The sequence below is a fragment of the Halorubrum sp. PV6 genome (assembly GCF_003990725.2).
In the GTDB taxonomy this organism is placed as follows: domain Archaea; phylum Halobacteriota; class Halobacteria; order Halobacteriales; family Haloferacaceae; genus Halorubrum.
Genome location: NZ_CP030064.1, coordinates 1,506,834 through 1,527,877 on the forward strand (window position 1 = coordinate 1,506,834; position 21,044 = coordinate 1,527,877).

The following is a 21,044-nucleotide window of genomic DNA, read 5'->3' on the forward strand; positions in this document are numbered from 1 at the left end:
CCCAATTCGGTAACGGAGTAAAAAGGTATGTGAACCCGTCGAACAGTAACTCGACGTTCGACGAACGAGCGACGCCGCTCAAGAGACCACACCACACTCCGGCACCTGTCACAACGCCCTGGAACTCGAGGACGCAGAACAGCAGATTCCGCCCGTCAACCCCTGCAACGACTCCCAACGACTCCCAACGACTCCCAACGACTCCCAACGACTCCCAACGACTACACACTAGGCCGGTTGTCGCTTCCCCCTATCGGAATTGCCGTTTGCTCGCTGTCTCGACTGTCGGCCACCGTACCCGCTCTATCGTCTAACCACGAGTTCGGCTAGACTCACGCCTGCACCACACACCGCCGAGTGACCTGCTACTCGCGGCGGGCCGCTTTCTCTTCGGCGTCTGTCTCGTACTCTCCCCCGCCGGTGGCGGCGGTCTCACTGCCGACATCGAGCAGCTGCACGCTCGGATCGATGCCACCGAGCGCAGCCACCTCGTACGTTATCACGTACGTGCGAGTGAGGACGGCGACCGGAACGATCAGAAGCAGAAGCGCCACCACCGCAGCGAGCGTGACGAGGCCACCGACTACGAGCCCGACCGTCGTCCCGACCAGCGCCTCGAGACCGCCCAGAAGGGCCGCGACGAGTAGCAGCGCGACACCGCCGGCCGCGGCCACGCTCATCCCGAGAATAGCGACGACGACCGCTCCGACGAGTGTGGACCCGAGACCGACGAAGGAGTGAACCACGAGGTACGCCACCGACTCTCGCCACTCCGTGAACACCGCGTGCACGACCCGCTCCCAGCCGGCGAGGACACCGATATCCTCGGCGACCATCGTCGGGACGACGAACTCGTAAGTGAGCCGGAGCGCGAGCGACGCCCCGAGAACGGCGAGGCCCGCCAGGGCCCAAGCAACGACTACCGATCCGACGGGAAGCGCTTCGGTTGCGCCGGCGAGCGACCCGATCGGTGCCCACCGTATCGGCGTCGCCGAAACGACTCCGACGACGGCGGCCAGTGCGGTCGCTCCGACGGCGACGACCCGGAGCGTCACGACGGCGACGAACAGCCCGATTGCCTGTCGAAACCGCCCGAAGAACGGACCGAACAGCCGAACATCGCTGGTTTCGAGCGCATCGTAAAAGACCAGCCGGAGTGTTAGCGACGCGACCGAGAGCGCCACCGCGGTCCCGCCCGCGACGACGGCGACGGCCAGCGACAGCCTGTCTGCCGCGGCGCCGCCGGCGAGACGCAGGGTCGCGGCGGTCACGCTGGCTTCTCCCGTCCCTGCGCTCCCGACGAGTTCTGTGAGAAACACGTCGGCCGCCACGAACGTCCACACGCCGGCGCTCACGCCGGTAGCCATCGCGAACAGAAGAAAGGCGAGTATCCCCCAGCGAACGGGGCGAAACGGAAACAGAAACCGGCGAGTGGCCTCGACCGCGTCGTCGACGGCGGCGGCGGTTCGCCAAGTCATGCCCCGATGTCGCCGCCAACACGTAAATAATGCATCGAGACGGTGAACGTATCGAGGCTCTCAGCACCTGATGTTCCTCGCACAGCCACTTTCTCTTCATCCGCTCGCTCCGGACGTCGAGTGTACCCACGCGGTTCCTCCCCGAAACTCGGCACGGACGCGACCCACAGCCCTTTACGACGAACGCGCCGAACGAATCAGCATGAAAGTTCGCGGCGAACGCGAGTGTCGAGCGTGCGGCGCGCGCTGGTCGTACTACGAGGTCGGGTCCGTCGAGTGCCCCGACTGCGGCAGTCTCGTGAGCGTCGGGGTCGGGGCGCGGTCGACCCACACAGACGCCGCGATAACGCTCGATCTCAGCGCCCACAGAGCCCGGTTCGGAGACGCGAGAGCGACGCTACCAACAGCGGGCGTCGACGATCTGAAAAGCGACCTCCGCGAGTACACGCGGAAGCGCGGATTCATCCGCGGCGGCGAGCTCCGCCCCCTCGATGACACGTATCTCGCGGCCCGCGAACTGTTGGAAGCGGTCGACCTGTACGACCGCCTGCGCGACCCGGCCGACCGCGACAGCGAGTACCTCCTCACGCTGCTCGGCGAGGCCGACGCCGGCGAGCGACCGCCAGCCGGGTCGGTCCCGGACGCCTTCCACGAGGCGCGCGGGATGGCCGCCGTCCACGCAGTCGACGACTACCGGAGCGACGTTCTGGCGTTCCTCGACGAACTCGAAGCGCCCGACGCCGAAGAGGCGAACGCGAACCAACCAGACGCGGGCGCAGAGAACGAACTCGGAACGAACGCCGACGGCGAGGGCCCGTCGGTCTCCGTGACCGGAGACGACCCGCACGCCCGGATCGACCCTGCGCGAGCGCTCCTCGAACGCCTCCGCGACCGGACGAAGCGCGTCGAGGCGTTCTCCGGAGACGTGCCGCCGGCCGAGGCGGACGCGCTCGTCGACGCGGCGGACGGACTCGGCGAGTACGTTCGGACCGGCGAGGAGCGCGTGGCCGGCCGCGTTCGCTCACAACTCACCGCTGACGAACTGTAGCTCGGCGACTCATCGAACCACAGTCCGCAACACAAGCGACCTGCACCCCGCTGCAATCACGACTGATACGCGCGGAGTCACGTTCAACTACCGTCCCACAGACCAACGCGTATGCCCACCTTCGACGTCCACGACCACCGTCACGAACTGAAACAGCTCAAGGACACCGGCACGACGAGGCTGTGGGAGAACCGCAAATCGCTGGACTGTCCGGTGTGTGACGCGCCCTTCGACCGGCTCTTTACCACGAAGAAGACGGGCACGACGTTTCCGGAGAACGACGGCGCGCGATTCTGTCTCCTCCGCGACGACGACGCGATCCACCTCTTCCGCCACTGAAACAGATAAAAATCGGCGTCGCTCCGCTTTCGTCCGGCAGGTTAGTCGCGGCTCGACGGTCAGCAGGTTAGTCGCGACTCGACGGTCAGCAGGTTAGTCGCGACTCGACGGCCGGCAGATCAGTCGTCGCTCGTCGGGCCGACGCTCGGTTCCGGGTCGTCGATGTACCGCTCGGTCCACGTGCCGCGCGCGAACCACGCGACGGCGATGGACGCGCCCAACACGTTGCCGAGCGCCATCCCCACCCAGATGCCCGTCTCGCCCCAGCCGGCGACGAAGACGAGGTAGCCCACGCTGGCGACCCGTCCGACCCAGAGGGTGAGAATCGATAGCACCATGGCCGTCTTCGTGTTGCCGGCGCCGCGGAACGCGCCGAGGATGACCTGTGTGACGCCGATGAAGGCGAACTCGACGGAGCGGATCTCCACGTAGTCGGCCGCGTACGCGATAGTCGCGGGCGCGTCCGGCACGTCACCGATGAAGGCGCCGACGATCGGCTCCGTGAACGCCACGGCCACGACCGCGACGAGGAACATCACCCCAGCGCCGGTCGACGCCGCGAGCTTGACCGAACGCGCCGCGCGGTCGGCGCGATCCGCCCCGAGATTCTGTCCGACCATCGTATCGATGGCGCGCCCGAGCCCCATCGCGGGGAGGAAGACCAGCGAGATGAGCCGGTTCCCGAGGCCGTACGCCGCGACCACCGGCGGCGAGAACGTGACGACCATCGCCGTTAGCGTGATCATCGCGAGCGCGCTGGTCGTCTGCTCGACGCTGGAGGGCAGCCCCAGCCGCACGATGTCCCTGATGAACGACAGGTCCGGAGCGAGATGGCCGACCGTGACCGCCGGGCCGTGGTCGGTTCCGAACAGCACCCAGATGCCGATGGCGGTCGCGACGCCCCGCGAGAAGATCGTCGCTATCGCGGCGCCCTCGATCCCGTATCCCGTGAACTCGGTGGCCGCAAACAGCGTCGACTGCAGCGCGACCGGATCGAGCGCCGCGATCACCGGAACGCCGGCGAGCCAGCCGAAAAGCGGGTTCTCGGCGAACCCGAAGATGAGGAACGGGTCGAGAACGACATTTAAAAGCACCGAGACCAGCATCACCACCATCGGCGTGCGGGTGTCTCCGTACCCCCGCATCAGCGCGGAGAAGACGAAGAAGCCGAACATCAGCGGAATCCCGACGAAGATGACCTCCATGTAGTCGGCCGCGAGCGGAATCACCGTCGCCGCCGTGTCGGCGTCGCTCGGGAGCAGCTCCAAGGCCGGACGCGTGTAGAAGTACCCGACGATCCCGATCACCACCGACAGCAGGGAGACGGTGAAGATGGTCTGGCCGGCGACGAGACCCGCGGACCGGTCGCCTTTGGCCCCCGTGTACTGCGCGACGAGGATGGCCCCCGCGGTCGTGAACCCGCCGGCGACGGCGATAAGCAGGAATATCAGGGGGAACGCGAGGCTGATCGCGCCGACCGCCTCGGCCGACAGCCGCCCGAGGTACAGCGTGTCGACGACGTTGTACATCACCTGTAGCAGTTGGATGACGACGATGGGCCACGCGAGATGGAAGAGCGGCCGTATCAGGCTGCCCTCTGTGATCGACTCCGCCGCGACTCGCTCGGGGGTATCGTCCGCAGGCGCTTCGGCGGAGTCGTCTTGCGGGCTGTCGGTAGAATCGCCTTCACCACCGTCGGCAGAGCCGTCTTCGTGATCGCCGGCGGAACCGTCATCGGATTCGTCGGTGCCGCCGTCAGTCATCACTCTCGGCGGGTCGTCGGCCGTCGTCGCCTCGCCATCGGGAGCTTCGGCATCGAGAGTGTCGGCGTTAACACTGACTGCGTCGGGATCGGCGGCTAAATCGTTGGCAGCACCGTCGAACCCCGAAGGCGACACGACCGGGTCTTCGGAGGGCTCGTCACTCACTGCTTTATAAATCGGTATCTCGGTCTATCAGACTTCCGATCCGCTTGACAGCGCCGTCACACAGGTTCACAAACGGAGGCTGTGGTCGTGTCGAGAGTAACGCCGACTCGCGCCAAGCCGAGAGCAGCGCCGACTCGCGCCGAGGTGCGGCATTCACTGCGTAGGCATTCACCGCGTACGGTGCGGGGCTCGTGAGCCGACCGACCACCGCGCGGGTCAGGTTGGCCCGTTCGCTCCCGCAGTCGACTCCTCGTCGTTCGGTGCCGACGTGGCGGGCGCCGAGTCGGCGGGGTCGCCGTCCTCTGCCGTGTCGGTGCCGCGCCCCGTCACGTCGGGTTTGCTGCCGGCCCGCTCACCCTCCGGCCGACCGTCTTCCGGGCCGCCGACGCGGGCGATGCCCGACGTGTCGTCGAACACCAGATGTCGGTGCGGGTACGCCATCTCCACGTCGGCGTCCGCGAGTCGCTCGCGGATCAGCGTGTTCACGTCCGACTGCACCTTCGCGAGCTTGTACGGCTTCTTGACCCAGTAGCGAAGACGGAGGAGCACGCCGTCGTCGCCGAACTCGTGAAGCCGGCAGTCGGGGCTGGCCACGTACCGCGCGACGCCGACCCGGATGTCGGGACCGCCGTCGATCACGGCGTCACAGTCCCGAGCCGCGCGCTCGATGAGGCGTCGGGCCTCGTCGATGTCGCTTTCGTACGTGACCAACACGTCGATCGTTCGCCGGGTCCGCTCGTCTTCGGCGGAGTAGTTCGTCACGTCGCGCTCGCGCATCGTTCCGTTCGGCACGACGAGGAACGTGTTGTCGAGCGTGAATATCTTCGTGTATCGAATCGTGATGTCCTCGACGAACCCGGTGGTGCCGTTCTCTAACTCGATCATGTCGCCGATTTCGAACGGCTGGTCCGCGAGGATGAACACGCCGTTGATGAAGTTCCCGACGAGCGGCGCGAGGATGATCCCGATCACGGCCGAGAAGACCGCCGTCCCCAAGAGGAGGTCGGCAAACCGGAACCCGACGACCCAGAGGCCGACGAGCAGCGAGACCGTGATCGTCCCGACGCGGACGCCTCTGACGATCGTCTGTGCGACGCTCTGTCTCGACACGCGGCGGGCGACTGGGCGCCCGATGAGCCGCACGAGGAACTTCGACGCGAGGACCCCGACCGCGACCGAGAGGACGACGAGGAGCAGGCGTCCGGCGGCAGAGCCCACCGTGCCCGCGAGCACCTCGGCGAGTCGGGTGAGCCGCGCCGCGATCGAGATCGGAACCTCGGGCGATGCCATAGCCAACCCGCCGTCGCCCACCCGAAAAAGCGTTTCTCCCGGCGCCCGATCGAGACGGGCCGCGCGGCCGGTCGCCCGTGATTACGCGGCTCTGAAAACGCGTGCTACTCGGCTCATAGTAAAAACCTATACCGATGGAATACCTCGGCGAGCGTATGACAGACGATCTCCGCGACACGCTCGACCGCGTCGGGGACCGATTTAATCTCGGAGAATATGAGATCGACGCGTACCTCGCCGTCCTCGAACACGGCGAACTGACGGCGAGCGACATCGCCGACCGGACCGACATCCCGCAGCCGCGCGTGTACGACACCGTCCGCAGCCTCTCTGACCGCGGGCTCGTCGAACTCCGGGAGTCGCGGCCGATGAAGATCGTCGCCGTCGACCCCGACGACGCGTTCGGCGACCTGCGCTCGTCGTTCGCGGAGATGGTCGACGAACTGGAGGCGCGCTACACCGCGCCGACCCGCGAGACCGAAGCGGTCTCGCTCGTGAAGTCGCGCTCGACGATCCTCCGGTACCTCGAAGAGGTGATCGCGGGCGCCGAGTACGAGCTTGCCCTCTCGCTGACGCCGGGGCTCCTCCGCCGCTTCCGCGACGAACTCGCGGCGAAGGTCCAAGCCGGCGTCAGCGTCGAACTCCTCGTCACGCCGGCCTCGCGAGCGCCGGACCCCGACAACTTCGACTACCTGGAAGTCGCGACCATCGCCCGCGCGCGCCGCGGCATCACCACGCCCATCCTCGCCGTCGGCGACGGGGAGTACTCCGTATACGCCACCCAAGACGCGCTCAGAGACGACCGCGAGCGCTACGGCGTCATCTTCAACCGCTCCGCGCTCGGCTTCCTCGTCTCCGGGTTCTTCGGGACCGTCCTGTGGACGACCGCCGAGACGCTCGCCGCGGACGGCGCCGCCCGCCCGTTCCCGCGTCGCTACGCCTCGATCCGCCGTGCGGTGAAAGACGTCCGCGAGTTCGGCGACGAGGACCTCTACGCGACCGTCGAGGGGCGCGACATCGAGACGGGCGACTCGGTGACGGTCCGCGGCCGCGTCGTCGACCTGGCCTTCGAAGACACCGAGGAAGTCGCGTCGCTGACCGTCGAGACCGAGGCCGGCCGCGTCGACATCGGCGGGCGCGTCGCCGCGCTCGAAGACGTCGAGGGTCAAGAGATCGTGCTCGGGCGCGACGAGCCTCCCGCGCTGTAGGCGACTCGCGCCGTTCGCGGCTCCCGTTGCTCCCGGCGAGGCGCAGCGCCCTGATTTTTAACCCTCACGGCCGGCAGATCGGTATGGAGTACACGACGCTCGGGAACACCGGCGCGACCGTGAGCCGACTCGCCCTCGGGTGTATGAGTTTCGGAAGCGAGCACAAGTGGATGCTCGACGAGGAGGAGGGCCGCGAACTGATCGAGCGCGCGATCGGTCTGGGAATCACGTTCTTCGACACCGCGAACGTCTACTCGAACGGCGAGAGCGAGTCGATCCTCGGCGACGTGCTCGGCGAGTACGACCGCGACCGGTTCACCGTCGCCACGAAGGTGTACGGCGAGATGGACGAGACGAATCCTAACTCGGGCGGGCTCTCGCGGAAGGCCATCGAACAGGAACTGGAGAACAGCCTCGACCGACTCGGGATGGAGACGATCGATCTGTATCAGATCCACCGCTGGGACGACGAGACGCCCATCGAGGAGACGCTCGCCGCGCTCGACGACGCGGTGCGGCGCGGGAAAGTCCGCTATCTCGGCGCCTCGTCGATGTGGGCCCACCAGTTCGCGGCGGCGCTCCACGCCAGCGAGCGCGAGGGGTACGACCGGTTCGTCACCATGCAGAACCTCTACAACCTCGCGTACCGCGAGGAGGAGCGCGAGATGGTTCCGCTCTGCGAGCGCGAGGGGATCGGCATGCTCCCGTGGAGCCCCGTCGGCGCCGGCTACCTCGCGCGCCCCTACGAACAGGACGACGCGACGGTCCGCGGGGAACACGAGACGGCGCTCGGGCGGCCGTATCGCGAGGGCGGCGGCGAGGAGATCAACCGCCGAGTCGAGGAGCTCGCCGACGAGAAGGGCGTCGAGATGGCCCAGATCGCGCTCCGGTGGGTCGCCGGGAAGGACGTGGTCGACGCACCGATCGTCGGCACGTCGAGCGTCGACCACCTCGAAGACGCCGTCGAAGCGCTCGACATCGACCTGTCCGACTCGGATATCGAGTGGCTCGAAGCGCCGTACGAGCCGGTCCGCGTCTCGGGCCACGAGTAGCCTCGGAGTCACGGACGACGGCGATCCGGTTGCCCCCCGCTCGCGACCCGACTCCCCTGACACGGCGTAACAAACTTAACGGTTCACTCTGTACCAGTAGGTAGTGGCATCCCGACAGGGCGGGCCGGGGAACACCGAGTCACCCCGTCCCGGATCGACGGAGCGTCGGACCGCGTCCACGACCGCGCCGGCGGGGGCTCGCCGGCGGACACCACAGAGAACCGACTCCCTTCCTCACCGTCCGGACTCGCCGCGGGCGCAGGCGCCGGGGGTGGACCGACCGACCGGACGCACCGCCGAGGACCCGCCCGTTCGCGACCCCGTACGCTACGCGCTCACCGATCACTTCCGCGAGCGGCTGGAACAGCCGGGCCGGTACGTCTCGACGCGGGCCGTCAGCGACGCCATCCGGCGGGGGCAACTCCGGTGGAACCGGACGGACGGCTGGCGGTTCGCCCTCGTCGACGGCGGGGTCCGGTTCGTCGTCGTCGTGGGCGACACGGAGACGAACTCCCCGGTCGTCGTCACCGGGTGGACGGAGGTCGCCGACCGCGAGGCGGCTCTCGAAACCCCTCGCTGGGACCCGGTCGACATCGACACCATCGCCGTGCGGACGGCCCTGAGCGAGTCCTCGTCCACGCCGATTCCCGACCGCATCCGCCCTCGGACCGTGACGCGCCCCTTCGTCGTCGGCGACCACCGGCTCGAAACGGCGCCCGGAGAGCCGTTCGTCCGCTGTACGACCTGCGGCTGCCGATTCCGCTCGAAAGACGCGATCACCGAGCGCGGGTGTCGCGGCGGGCAAACGGGCCGGTAGCGACCTCGCTGTCCGCCCGCGCTCGCGGACGCTATTCATTTCCGCGTCGGTGCCGAATCGTGCGTAATGACCGACGATTCCGGCGCACCCGCTGCGGACGCCGAGGCCGGGGCCGATGCCGGCGACGCGGACGACCCGGCCTCTGACGCCGCGGAACCCGACAAAGGACTCTCGCTCGACCGCTTTCACGAGGCGTTAGAGGCCGAAGAGCGTCCGGTCGCGACCGCCAGCGAGGTCGCGAGACGGCTCGGGACGACGCAGGCGGCCGCGCGAGACGCACTCGGTGCGCTCGTCGACCGCGGCGACGTCGACCGACTGGACGTCGAGAGCGACCCGGTCGTCTTCTTCCCGAGGGACTGGGGCCGACTGGCGACCCGCGAGCGCGTGGTCGCGTTCCCGGATCGGCGCGAAATCGTCGTCGACCGCCCGACGCAGTTCACCCGCGCGCGGCTCTCCCAATTTGCCCACCTCGTCGACACCACGGGGACCGACCCCGGCACTCGCGGGTACCTCTATCGCATCAGACAGGAGGACGTGTGGGCGGCGCCCTTCGACGACGCCGACGCGCTGATCGCGAGCCTCCGGTCGGTGCTCCCCCGCCGGTTCAGCCACCTCGAAGAGTGGATCCGCGACCAGTGGCGCCGCGCGCACCGCTTCCGGTTATATACCCACGAGGACGGCTACGTCGTCTTGGAGGCCGCCGCGGAGAGTCTGATGGGGAACGTCGCCGACCAGCACCTCGACGACGACCACCTCCGGGCGCCCATCTCCGAGACGGAGGCGTGGGTCAACGAGGACGCCGTCGCCGGCGTCAAACGCGCCCTCTACGACGCCGGCTACCCGGTCGAGGACGACCGCGACCTCGACGTGGGCGACCCGGTCGACGTCGAGTTGACGACCGACCTCAGGGCCTATCAGGAGACGTGGGTCGAGACCTTCCTCGACGCGCGCTCCGGGGTGTACGTCGGGCCGCCCGGCTCCGGCAAGACCGTCGCCGCCATCGCCACCATCGCCGCGGTCGGCGGCGAGACCTTGATTCTCGTCCCCTCCCGCGAACTCGCGGGCCAGTGGCGCGAGGAACTCCTCGACCACTCGACGGTCGACCCGGCCGACATCGGCGAGTACCACGGCGGACAGAAGGATATCCGACCGATCACGATCGCGACCTACCAGATCGCCGGGATGGACCGCCATCGCGCGCTGTTCGACTCGCGGAAGTGGGGGTTGATCTGCTTCGACGAGTGTCTGACCGGAGACACTATCGTTGAAACCCCGTCTGGAAGGACGACGTTCGATGAACTCGATGAGAGATATGAGCTGGAGGATGGGTGGACGACAGATATCGATCTCTCGGTCCGTACTTTCAACCGGGAGCGTGGCACGTACCGATTTACCCCCATCACGGGTATTTATAAATCGACGGCGCCGGTCGAACGGATCGAAACACGTCAGGGATACCCGATAACGGCGACTCCGAGGCACACTCACTTCGTTTTCGACCCCGGCTCTGCACGTATCTCGAAGCAAAAAGGTGTCTCTGAGGGTGATTTCATTGTAAGGCCGCAAACAGAGTCGAAGAAGTATACGGAGACAAACGCGTTGAGTCTTGCATCTGCCGAACTGCTCGGCTGGTTCCTCGGAGACGGTCACCGAGATCGTCACGGCCACGCAAAGTTCTCTTTCGCACGGAAAAAGCGGGAACAGATCAGTATACTCGAAGATCTGTGTAACCGGATCGAACTCGACTACTCGGTGTTTGAGAACAGTAGAGGTGATCTCACGTTGTGGTCGAAACGCTTTGCAGATACACTTCCGTGGGACATCCCTTCCGGGAGTAAGGCGGAGAGAGTGACTGTTCCGCGGGACGCATACGGATGGCACCCAGACCAAGTCGGCGCGCTGTTGAGGGGACTATTCGATGCCGAGGGCTCTGTTGACAAGAAGGGACGAATACAGCTTAACACGATCTCAGAGCGACTCGCGAAGGACGTCGTATTGCTTCTACAGCACCTCAGAATCCCGTCGAAATGTCTCAACCTTGACCGAGACTCTCCGCACAGCGATCTGTTTCGGATACTGATCGCCTCGCGGTACGGGGTGTTATTCTCTGAGAAAGTCGGATTCAGATTACAGTATAAATCGGAGCGGATATCGGTTGGCAAGACACCTGCAACGGGGGTTCCCGTCGGAACGTATCTAAAACGGATCAAAGACGACGTGGAACTTTCGAATGAACAGATCGCAGATATGACCGACGTCTCCAAACAAACGATCGGTGATGTCATTCGCGGGAAGAACCGTTTGGGACAGCAACATCTGAGTTCCCTCGCTGAGGGGCTTCGAAAATACGCACAAACCGATCCAATCTCAATCAATGCGATGCGTGAAGATAGTAACATCACGTACGCGGAAATCGGCGACAAACTAGATGTCTCAACCAGTCATGCGTATACACTGGTTGGCCGAGGAAATGAGCGAACGGTGAAAGTGATCGGTGAACGCGATCGGGACTGTCGGAGAAAGGCAGCCGCGCATGCAGATCGGTTGGATCGGCTCGCAGATTTACAACTTGTCGAAGTCACATCGGTCACGAAAAAAGGCGTTGAGACGGTGTATGACTTCGAGACACGGGATCACACGTTCGTCGCAGATGGCTATCTAACGCACAACTGCCACCACATCACGGCGCCGGTCTTCTCCAGATCTGCCGAGTTACAGACCAGACACCGCCTCGGCCTCTCGGCCACGCCGGTCCGCGAGACCGGCAGCGAGGAGGAGATATACACCCTGATCGGCCGACCGATCGGCGCCGACTGGGACGAACTCTTCGACGCCGGCTTCGTGCAAGAACCGGAAGTCGAGATCCGGTACGTCCCGTGGCGCGACGAGATGGCTCGCAACGAGTACGCCAGCGCCGACGGGCGCGAGCGACGCCGGCTCGCGGCCGAGAACCCCGCGAAGATCGAGGAGATCCGGTACCTGCTCGCCGCCCACCGCGACAAGAAGGCGCTCGTCTTCATCGAGTATCTCGATCAGGGGGAGGCCATCGCCGACGCGCTCGGCGTCCCGTTTATAAGCGGGGAGACGCCGCACCACGAGCGCGCGGCGTTGTTCCGACAGTTCCGCGACGACGGCGCGGACGCCGGACCCAACGACGCGGACGCCGGCCCCGACGGAAAGGGGAGCGGAGTCGACACAATCGTCGTCTCGCGCGTCGGCGACGAGGGGATCGACCTGCCGAACGCCGAGGTCGCGATCGTCGCCAGCGGGCTCGGCGGCTCGCGCCGCCAGGGCTCACAGCGCGCAGGCCGCACCATGCGACCGTCCGGCTCGGCGCTCGTGTACGTCCTCGCGACCCGCGGGTCGAGCGAGGAGGACTTCGCGCAGCGACAGATGCGACACCTCGCACGCAAGGGGATCCGGGTGCGAGAGACGAACGTCGCGGAGTGAGGCTGCCGCGGCGCCGACGCCGTGCGAGGTCGATGTCAGTCGACGCCGACGCCGTGCGACGACCGCCCCCTCCGTCGAAGGTTTCAACTCCCGGTCCGTCGACCTCGCGGTATGGACACCGACGAGTCCCCGACGGCCCCCAGTGCGTCCGACACCCCCACCGTCGCCGAGGCAGTCGTTGACCACATGCTCGACGCTGGGATCGACACCGCCTTCGGCATCCCCGGCAAGCAGACGCTTCCCTTAAATAGAGCGCTCGGCGAGCGCGACGCCCGCTTCGTCGTCGCGCGCCACGAGACCGCGGTGACACACCAGGCGTGGGGGTACGCCGAAACCAGCGAGTCCGGAGAAATGGCGGCGTCTATCGTCGTCCCCGGTCCCGGCGACATGAACGCGATGAACGGCTTGAAGAACGCCCTGAACGACTGCGTCCCGCTCTTGCATCTCGCGGTGGAGACCGAACGCGAGGTCCGCGGCGGCGAGGGGATCCACGAGACGCCGCCGGAGACGTACGACACGGTCGTCAAAGAGAACATCTTGGTCGACTCGCCCGCCGGCGCGGTCCCGGCCGTCGCGGAGGCGATCCGCGTCGCGCGTGAGCCCCCACAAGGGCCCGTCCGGGTCGGCATCCCGAAGGACGTGCTCGCGAGCCACACCCGACAGCCGGCGGTCGGCGATCGGAAGCCGGCGGCCCCGCCCGACCCGCCCGCGGCCGCGGTCGAACGGGCGACCGACCGCCTCGCCGCGGCCGACTCGCCGGTGATCCTCGCCGGCGGCGGCGTCCGGCGCGCCGGGGCGAGCGACTCGCTTCGCGCGGTCGCCGAGCGGCTCGACGCCCCGGTCGTGACGACGTATAAAGGAAAAGGGACGCTCCCGGAGACGCACGCCCTCTCCGCGGGCGTCCTCTGTGGCGGGTCGAGCGCCGAACTCCGCGACCTCCTCGCCGACGCGGACTGCGGACTGGTCGTCGGCTCCGACCTCGACGCGGTCGCGACCGCCACGTGGTCGGTGTCGCTCCCCGAGACCCTCGTTCACGTCACCCTCGACGGCGACGACATCGGCTTCGGCTACGAGACGGACCTCGGCATCGTCGCCGACGCGGACCGGTTCCTCCGAGCGCTCGAAGGCGAACTGCCGGCCGCCGACGCTGGCTCGGCCAGCGCGTCGACGTCGGCGTCGCGAGCGGTAACCGGCGCCGACCGCGCGACCGCCGTCAGGGTCGCGGACCGCGATCGGTTCGCGGCGCTCGCGGACGAGCGCGCCCCCGACGACCCCCTCAGATCCGTCGAGGTCCTCCGCGAGGTCCGCGAGGCGCTGCCGGCCGAGGCGGTCGTCGCCGCCGACGCGGGCGGGTTTCGGCTGTGGACGCTCGTCTCCTTCCTCGCGTCGGGGCCGTCGCGGTACGTGAATCCGGGGTCGTGGGCGACGATGGGAACGGGCGTCCCCGCCGCCATCGGCGCCAAACTGGCGAACCCCGACCGCGACGTGGTGGCGCTCACCGGCGACGGCGGGCTCATGATGTGCGTTCACGAACTTCACACTCTGGCCGCGGAAGATATCGACGTGACGGTCGTCGCGTTCAACAACGACGACTACGCGATCATCAGCGAGGAGGCGTCGCGATCCTACGACCTTCCGGGAGGGGCGTACGGCTGGGCGGAGACCGGCCTGGACCTCGTCGCCGTCGCGTCCGGAATGGGGCTCCGCGCCGACCGGGTGACCGAGCGCGACGCGGTCGGCGAGGCGGTCGCCGACGCGCTCGCCGTCGACGGACCGGCGCTCGTCGAAGTCGTCACCGACCCTGCAGAGCCGCAGGCGAGCGAGTGGATGACCCGCGAGCGCTGACCGACGCGTCGCCGTTTCGTTTATAATTGGTTTCTCTCGGCGTCGCGTCGCTCGTCGTGCCCATCGCGTCGGGCACTCCTCCCGGTTCGCTTCACGCCTCGCGTTTCGGGTATCTGAAGCGAACTATATACTCTCCCCCGGTCGACGTGACATATGCGCAACCCGTGGGTCCACGACGAGATGCCGGAGGGTGCCGGCACGGGGTACAACGGGCACGTTCGGCTCCTCGCGACCCTCGTGTGGGGCACCCTCGCGGTCGGCGTGGGCGGATTCATGCTGCTCTCGGGGACGGGGATCATCGACCCCGCGCTCGGGCAGTCCGCGGCGTCGGTGATATCCTACGTGGTCACCGCTGTGGCGGCCGCGCTGCTGCTCCCGCTCGTCTTGCGGCTCGTCCTCATCTCCCGGCTCCTCGCGACGATGGTGTTTCTCGGGGGGAGTTGGGGGCTCGGCCGATTCCTCTGGACGCGCGAATCGGCCCGCATCGAGCGACTGCTCACCGACAGCGAAGGCGTCGGCGCCGGCGCGGAGTCCGTCGATCGGCTGATCGAGGTGGTCGACGTGGCCTTCGCGGTCGTCACGGCGGCCGCGTGACGACGCGGGCGCGGTGGACCCGATCGACCGGCGCCTGCCGACCGAAGCGTGATGCTTAACAGCGGCCGTCGTGACTCCAATCCATGACTCACGCGAACGACGTGGCCGTCGGCATCGTCGGTCTCGGCGGCATCGGCCACCACCACGCGAACAAGCTCGTCGACCGCGGCGCGAACCTCGTCGGCGGGATGGATATCGATGCGGACGCGCGGACCAAGTTCCACGAGGAGTTCGGCGTCCACGCCTACGAGGACGAGTCGGCGCTGTACGACGCCTGTAGCGCCGTGTTGATCACGACGCCGAACCGCTTCCACGAGGAGTACGCGGTCTCGGCGCTCGAGGCCGGCCTCGACGTGCTCTTGGAGAAGCCGCTGGCGCACTCGGTCGAGAGCGCGGAGCGTATCGCCGCGGCCGCCCGCGCCGCCGAGGGGTTCTGTATGGTCGGGTTCAACAACCGCTTCGCGGAACCGGTACAGGTCGTCAAACAGTACCAAGACGAGGGGCGGTTCGGCGAGACCACCCACGTCGAGGCGAACTACGTCCGTCGCCGGGGCGTCCCCGGCCGCGGGTCGTGGTTCACCGCGAAGGACGTCGCCGGTGGCGGGGCGCTCATCGACATCGGCGTCCACGCCATCGACCTCGCGCTGTACTTCCTCGACCACCCCGATGTCGTCGAGGTGTCCGGGGAGACGCGCTCGGAGTTCGGCGGGCGCGACGACTACGCCTTCGTCAACATGTGGGGCGAGGACGCGGGCGCCGAGGGGTTCGACGTCGAGGACTCCGCCTCGGCGTTTATCCGTGACGCCGACGGCAACACCGTTTCGCTCGAAGTCGCGTGGGCGACGAACCGCCCCGCCGACAACGAGTTCGTGATTCGCGGGACGGAGGCCGGAGCGACGTTCGACCGCGAGAGCAACGAGCTCACGCTCCACGAGGCGGCCGCCTTCGGCGACGAACAGCACCACCTCTCGGACGCCGAAATCGAAGTCCGCGGAAGCGACAGCCACGCCGCCGAACAGGGGGTCTTCCTCGACGCTGTCGCGGCCGGAGAAGCGCCGAGCATCAACACCGTCGACGAGGCGCTTTTGGTCCAGCGAGTCATCGGCGCCATCTACCGGTCCTCGGAGCGCGGCGAGGCGGTCAGGCTCGACTGACGCGCGGTAGCGCGCGCGGACGTATCCGAACCTATTCGGTCCTGCGTCTCGTCTCGGGAACCAACTCGTGACCAGCGACGCCGGCCCGACGCCGCCCGCCGACCGCATCGTCAGCCTCGACGCGCTTCGCGGGGTCGCCCTGCTCGGGATTCTCCTGATCAACGTCTGGGTGTTCGCGATGCCCGAACAGACCCTGCTCAACCCGAGGGTGTACGGCGACTTCACCGGCGCGAACTACTGGGCGTGGGCCATCCCCCACGTCTTCGCGCAAAACAAGTTCATCACGCTGTTCTCGGCGCTGTTCGGCGCGGGCATCCTGCTCTTCATCGACAGCAAAGAGGCGAAAGGCCAGAACGCGGTTCGGCTCCACTACCGCCGGACGGCGATTCTCATCGCCATCGGCCTCCTGCACGCGTACCTGCTGTGGTACGGCGACATCCTCGTCGCGTACGGGGTGACGGCGCTCGTCGTCGTCGCGTTCCGCGATTTCAGCGCGCGAAAACTCGCCGGGCTCAGCCTGGTCTTCCTCTCGTTCCTGCCGGTCGTCGAGCTGTTCGCCGCGTTCACCATCGGCGGCGACGCCATCGCGTCGGGGTGGGCTCCGGCGGAGGCCGCGATCCGCCAGCAGGTGGCGGCGTACCGCGGCGGGTGGGTCCAACAGCTCAGTCACCGCGTCCCCTCGTCGTTCAGCCGGCAGACGGTCGGCCTACTCAACGGGTCCTTCTGGCAGATCGGCGGCACCATGCTGCTCGGCATGGCGCTGTACCGCTGGGGCGTGTTGACGGGCGAGCGGTCGGCCGCCCTGTATCGGCGACTCGTCGCGTTCGGCGTCGTCGGGCTGGCCATCACGGTCGCCGGCGTGTTCTACATCGAGGCCAACGACTGGAGCGCCGACGCCGCGCTGGTCTGGCGGCAGTTCATCTACGTCGGGAGTTTCCCCCTCGCCGGCGGCTACCTCGGACTCGTCATGTTGTACACCCGTCGTCGGCCGGACGGACCGATAACGCGCGCGCTCGCCGCGGTGGGCCGGACGGCCTTCACGAACTACCTCCTGCAGACGGTGATAGCGACCACCGTCTTCTACGGCCACGGGCTCGGGCTGTTCGGCTTCGTCAGCCGGGTCGAACTGCTGGGCTTCGTCGTCGCCGTGTGGGCGGTCCAGATCGCGCTGTCGGTGGCGTGGCTCCGCCGCTTCCGGTTCGGTCCCGTCGAGTGGGTGTGGCGGACGCTCACCTACGGCGAGCGACAACCGATGCGGAATCCGGAGTAGGCGTCGGCTCTCGCACCCCCCGTGCTCTTTTAAAAAGCGGCCGCCGCTACTCCCCGTCGATCACCTGATTCGAGAGCGTCCCGACCCCCTCGTAGGTGATCTCCACCCGCTCGCCCGGCTCGACGAGTCCCGGATTCGCCGGACTCCCGAACGCGATACAGTCGCCGGGTTCGAACGTGAACCGCTTCGAGAGGTACGAGACGATCTCGTGCGGGCCGAACAGCATCAGCTCGGTGTTGGCGTCTTGGCGCTGCTCGCCGCCGACAGTCGTCGAGATGTCGAGGCTCGTCGGGTCCACGTCGGTCTCGATCCACGGGCCGAGGGGGGCGGAGCCATCGAACGCCTTCCGCGCCGTCCGCCCCTGCTGGTCGAGGGCGTCCACGTCGTTCATGATGGTGTACCCGCGGACGACGTCGGCGGCCTCGTCGGGGGCGACATCGCGGCACCGCTCACCGACGACGGCGACCAACTCCCCGGCGTAGGTCAGCTCGTCGGTCCAGTCGGGGTACCGAATCCGCTCGCCGTGCGCGAGCAGGCTCGCCGGCGGCTTGATGAAGAAGTCCGGCTCCTCGGGGCGCTCGTACTCCATCTGGTCGAGCGTCGCCGCGTAGTTGCGGCCGACGCAGTAGAGCGCGCTCGGGTCACAGGGCGGGAGCAGCCGGCCGTCGCGACCGACCTCGTATCGACCGTCGTCGGTGACGATCGTTCCGTCCTCGTAGCGTCCCGATACGGGCCCCTCCGGCGTGAGCAGTCGAGCGAGTCGCATGGGTCGGACTCTCCGTGTGGCGCCGAAAAGGCGTCGGTGGCTGCAAGCGAGGCGCCCGACCGGGGCCGTGGCACCGCCCCCCTCACTCGGCGTCGCCGCCGTCCGGCAGGCCGATCACGACGCCCGACCGGATCTCCAGCGCGGTCTCGAACTCCGAGCGACGCTCCCTGCCGCCGACGCGTTCGACGGCGGCCTCGTGGGCTCTGACGACCGCGTCGCGCTCGCGGTCCGAGAGGCCGAGCCGGTCGCCCACCCCCTCCCAGTGGTCGGGTTCGACGAGGAACGCCTCGCGGTCGGCCGTGGCCGCAATCTGCTCGTACCGTCTGCGGTAGTCGTCGAGGTGCGGCCCGAGGTCGGCCTGCACGCACGCGAGCAGTTCCGGGAGGCGTCCGGCGGGGACGCTCGCGAGCGCGGCCGACTTCACGAGCGCCGTCCCCTCGATCGGATACGGACCGGGGTCGTCGTCGGCCATCAGCCGCCGGCGCGCATCGCCTTCTGCCGGTACTTCGGAAGCAGCGCGGCGAGCGCGTCCGGGTCGCCCGCGAACGCCGCGGTCACTTCGGTGAGCGAGATGGAGCCGGCGGCGTTCACCGTCTCGGCGCTGAGTGCGACCCGCCAGCCGTCGCCGTCGACCCGAGTCGCCTCCGCGGGGTCGTCGGTGCCGACGAGGGTCCCGCCGAGGTTCGTGAGGTAGTGGGCCGCCAAGCGCCGGGAGATGCCCCGATACGCGACCGTCTCGCGGTCCCATCCCGGTTCGGTCGGCGGGAGGTCGCTCTCGGGTGTATCGCCGTCGGGTGTATCGCCCTCGGGCGTGTCGTTGTCGCTCTCGTTACCGTCGCTCCCGGCACCGTCGCTTCCCCCGCCCGTCATGTCCCGCCCGCCACCGGGGGGAACACCGAGACCCGGTCGCCGTCGTCTAAGGTCGTCTCTAACCCCTCCAAGTGGAGTACCTCGCGGCCGTTTTTTAAGACGTTAATCTGTGGCGCGAGGTCGCCGTCGACGATCAGACGCCCCTCCATCCCCTCGTACTCCGCCTCTAACTCGCGGAGCACGTCGCCGACGGTCGAGTCGTCCGCGAACGACGCGGTGACGGTCTTCCCGCCGGCGGCCTCGCGAAACGTCGCAAAGAATCGCAGTTCCAGTTCCATGGGCGATCAACGCACCGGGACGGCTTAAAAACGGGCGGCACCGGGGACGCTCCGCGGGGAGCGTACTTATAAATCTGACAGGCGGATCCCGTCTTCGACGAGCCGGAAGTTCTGCTCGCGCCCGAGGTCGTCGGCGAGCCACTCCTGTTCGTACAGTTGGCCGATGAGTTCGACGTAGAGGTTCCGCCACGCGATCGCGTAGATCGGCGACTGCCCCCACGCGCGCAGTTCCGGGACGAACTCGTGGTACGTGCTCGCCTGCGCCTCCATGCGCTCGACCGCGTCGGCGACGACCTCGGCCGCCTCGCTGGCGTCGGTGTCCGCGATCTCGTCGTTCAGCCGCGACTGGATCCCGGCGATCGCTCGCCGCATGTCCTGTTCGGCGGTGCCGTCCTCCTCGGGCAGCGACTCGACGACCCCTTTCGGCACGCCGAGTTCGATCTCTGGCATACGAGCAACTCCGGCGGCGACGCTCAAAAAACCCGCTCACCCGGTAACGCGGCCCTCGCTGACGCTGACGACGACCCGTCTCTACTACGGCGTCGGCGCGGCTTCCTGAAGCGCCGTCTCCGCGATGTTGCCGCCGTAATCGGCCGACCGGAGCACGGAGTCGACGACCAGGCCGAGCAGCTGCGCGCGGGCCGGATCGAGGTCGCGGAGCAGTTCGTCGATCGCTCGCACGCGCTCGTCGATCGCTCGCACGCCGGTGCGCGCGTCGTTCGCGAGCCGGGTCGCCTCGTCGTTGTCGTCGGCGAACAGCGCGTCCATCGCGGTGTCGATGACCTCCACGGCGTCACCGTGCAGTTCGCTCACCGCCTCCACGACGTCGTCGGGGAGCGGCTCGTCGATGTTGAGCGTCAGGTGAGCGATCTTGGTCGCGTGGTCGCCGATCCGCTCCAGCTGACGGGCGCTCGAGTGGTAGTCGAAACACTCCTCGCGGGGGAGCCCGAGCTCCTCGGCCGCTTTCGGCGTTCGGAGGGTCGAGCGAAAGATGCGCGAGACCACGAGCCAGAGTCGGTCGAGGTCGTCGTCGCGGCTGATAACGTCGTTTGCGATGTCGTGGTCGTGCTCGGACAGCGCGGTGATGGCGTCTTCGAGCATCGACAGCGAGATGAGCCGCATCCGCGTCACCGCGTTGTGGATCGACAGCTCAGAGGAGTCGAGTAAGTCCCGGATGACGACGCGGTCGCGGGTCTCCTCTAACACCTCCAAGCCGACGAGGCTCTGGACCGACTCGCGGACCGTGGACCGCTGTTCGGTGGTTATCTCGGCGCCCTCCAGTTCGATCACGTCGAAGCCGCTGACGTACATCGTCGTCACCGCGCGGGTGAGCGCACGCTCCGTGAGATTCGAGACGTCGAGCGTCCCGCGGGTCCGTTCCGCCTCCGAGCGCGGCGTGAGGAAAAGCGAGTCACCGTCCGGGTGGAACTCGATTTCGGTCCCGGCCTCGACGCCGTTGTCGGTCGCCCACGTCTTCGGTATCGAGACTGTGTACGTCGAGCCGCCGGTGACTTGCACTTTTCGCGTCTCCATATCGCAGTATGACGGCCCGTCCGATATAAACTTGGCTGAAATATATACACCTGACGAGCCGTCCCAAGACGAGGTTAGACCGTACTGAGGCCGCAATAGAAGAATAGTTGATGTCGAATGGGCT

The 21,044-nt window shown here is 67.5% G+C and carries 19 protein-coding genes; 10 read left to right on the forward strand and 9 right to left on the reverse strand.

Annotated features, from left to right (window positions below; all coding sequences use genetic code 11):
* Nucleotides 1-365: 365 nt before the first annotated feature.
* Nucleotides 366-1,478, reverse strand: a complete 1,113-nt coding sequence (locus DOS48_RS21285) for a hypothetical protein (protein WP_210755375.1) — start codon at nt 1,476-1,478, stop codon at nt 366-368.
* A gap of 202 nt (nt 1,479-1,680) precedes the next feature.
* Here DOS48_RS21285 and DOS48_RS21290 point away from each other — a divergent pair, with 202 nt between their 5' ends.
* Both DOS48_RS21290 and DOS48_RS21295 read left to right on the forward strand, forming a co-directional pair.
* Nucleotides 1,681-2,526, forward strand: coding sequence for a hypothetical protein (locus DOS48_RS21290; protein ID WP_127117646.1), 846 nt, complete (start codon nt 1,681-1,683; stop codon nt 2,524-2,526).
* 111 nt (nt 2,527-2,637) lie between these two features.
* Nucleotides 2,638-2,865 (forward strand): flagella cluster protein, encoded by a 228-nt coding sequence (locus DOS48_RS21295; protein ID WP_127117647.1) that lies wholly within the window; start codon nt 2,638-2,640, stop codon nt 2,863-2,865.
* A 119-nt stretch (nt 2,866-2,984) separates the two neighbouring features.
* On the opposite strand, the gene DOS48_RS21300 is transcribed toward DOS48_RS21295, so the two are convergent.
* Nucleotides 2,985-4,628, reverse strand: coding sequence for an MATE family efflux transporter (locus tag DOS48_RS21300; RefSeq protein WP_127118868.1), 1,644 nt, complete (start codon nt 4,626-4,628; stop codon nt 2,985-2,987).
* Nucleotides 4,629-5,009: 381 nt separating this feature from the next.
* Nucleotides 5,010-6,083, reverse strand: coding sequence for a mechanosensitive ion channel family protein (locus tag DOS48_RS21305; protein WP_244629317.1), 1,074 nt, complete (start codon nt 6,081-6,083; stop codon nt 5,010-5,012).
* 155 nt (nt 6,084-6,238) lie between these two features.
* Between DOS48_RS21305 and trmB the strand changes: the two genes are divergently transcribed.
* The 8 genes from trmB (at nt 6,239) to DOS48_RS21345 (ending at nt 17,473) form a co-directional block, all read left to right on the forward strand.
* A complete protein-coding gene (trmB, locus tag DOS48_RS21310; protein WP_127117649.1) occupies nt 6,239-7,291 on the forward strand; it encodes an HTH-type sugar sensing transcriptional regulator TrmB in 1,053 nt (350 codons plus the stop codon).
* An 83-nt stretch (nt 7,292-7,374) separates the two neighbouring features.
* The gene (locus DOS48_RS21315) at nt 7,375-8,343 is read left to right on the forward strand and encodes an aldo/keto reductase (RefSeq protein ID WP_127117650.1); all 969 of its coding nucleotides are present in this window, start codon (nt 7,375-7,377) and stop codon (nt 8,341-8,343) included.
* Nucleotides 8,344-8,446: 103 nt separating this feature from the next.
* Entirely contained in the window at nt 8,447-9,160 is a 714-nt protein-coding gene (locus tag DOS48_RS21320; protein ID WP_127117651.1) for a hypothetical protein, read from the forward strand.
* Nucleotides 9,161-9,226: 66 nt separating this feature from the next.
* Entirely contained in the window at nt 9,227-12,610 is a 3,384-nt protein-coding gene (locus DOS48_RS21325) for a DEAD/DEAH box helicase family protein (RefSeq protein WP_127117652.1), read from the forward strand.
* Between the two features lie 111 nt (nt 12,611-12,721).
* Nucleotides 12,722-14,455 (forward strand): thiamine pyrophosphate-binding protein, encoded by a 1,734-nt coding sequence (locus DOS48_RS21330; protein WP_127117653.1) that lies wholly within the window; start codon nt 12,722-12,724, stop codon nt 14,453-14,455.
* A gap of 153 nt (nt 14,456-14,608) precedes the next feature.
* On the forward strand, nt 14,609-15,049 hold the full coding sequence (locus DOS48_RS21335; RefSeq protein ID WP_127117654.1) for a hypothetical protein: 441 nt from the start codon (nt 14,609-14,611) through the stop codon (nt 15,047-15,049).
* A gap of 83 nt (nt 15,050-15,132) precedes the next feature.
* Nucleotides 15,133-16,203 (forward strand): Gfo/Idh/MocA family protein, encoded by a 1,071-nt coding sequence (locus DOS48_RS21340; RefSeq protein WP_127117655.1) that lies wholly within the window; start codon nt 15,133-15,135, stop codon nt 16,201-16,203.
* Nucleotides 16,204-16,270: 67 nt separating this feature from the next.
* Nucleotides 16,271-17,473 carry a DUF418 domain-containing protein gene (locus DOS48_RS21345; protein ID WP_127117656.1) on the forward strand — a complete coding sequence of 401 codons (1,203 nt, stop codon included), beginning with the start codon at nt 16,271-16,273 and terminating at the stop codon, nt 17,471-17,473.
* Between the two features lie 46 nt (nt 17,474-17,519).
* On the opposite strand, the gene DOS48_RS21350 is transcribed toward DOS48_RS21345, so the two are convergent.
* From DOS48_RS21350 to DOS48_RS21375, 6 genes are all read right to left on the reverse strand, one after another.
* Entirely contained in the window at nt 17,520-18,239 is a 720-nt protein-coding gene (locus DOS48_RS21350; protein WP_127117657.1) for a fumarylacetoacetate hydrolase family protein, read from the reverse strand.
* Between the two features lie 82 nt (nt 18,240-18,321).
* Nucleotides 18,322-18,711 carry a hypothetical protein gene (locus DOS48_RS21355; protein ID WP_127117658.1) on the reverse strand — a complete coding sequence of 130 codons (390 nt, stop codon included), beginning with the start codon at nt 18,709-18,711 and terminating at the stop codon, nt 18,322-18,324.
* Nucleotides 18,711-19,109, reverse strand: coding sequence for a hypothetical protein (locus DOS48_RS21360; protein WP_127117659.1), 399 nt, complete (start codon nt 19,107-19,109; stop codon nt 18,711-18,713). Before DOS48_RS21360 ends, DOS48_RS21355 begins: the two co-directional genes overlap by 1 nt.
* Nucleotides 19,106-19,387, reverse strand: a complete 282-nt coding sequence (locus DOS48_RS21365; RefSeq protein WP_127117660.1) for a ubiquitin-like small modifier protein 1 — start codon at nt 19,385-19,387, stop codon at nt 19,106-19,108. Before DOS48_RS21365 ends, DOS48_RS21360 begins: the two co-directional genes overlap by 4 nt.
* A gap of 66 nt (nt 19,388-19,453) precedes the next feature.
* Nucleotides 19,454-19,837 carry a hypothetical protein gene (locus DOS48_RS21370; RefSeq protein ID WP_127117661.1) on the reverse strand — a complete coding sequence of 128 codons (384 nt, stop codon included), beginning with the start codon at nt 19,835-19,837 and terminating at the stop codon, nt 19,454-19,456.
* 84 nt (nt 19,838-19,921) lie between these two features.
* Entirely contained in the window at nt 19,922-20,920 is a 999-nt protein-coding gene (locus DOS48_RS21375) for a phosphate uptake regulator PhoU (protein ID WP_127117662.1), read from the reverse strand.
* Nucleotides 20,921-21,044 lie beyond the last annotated feature (124 nt).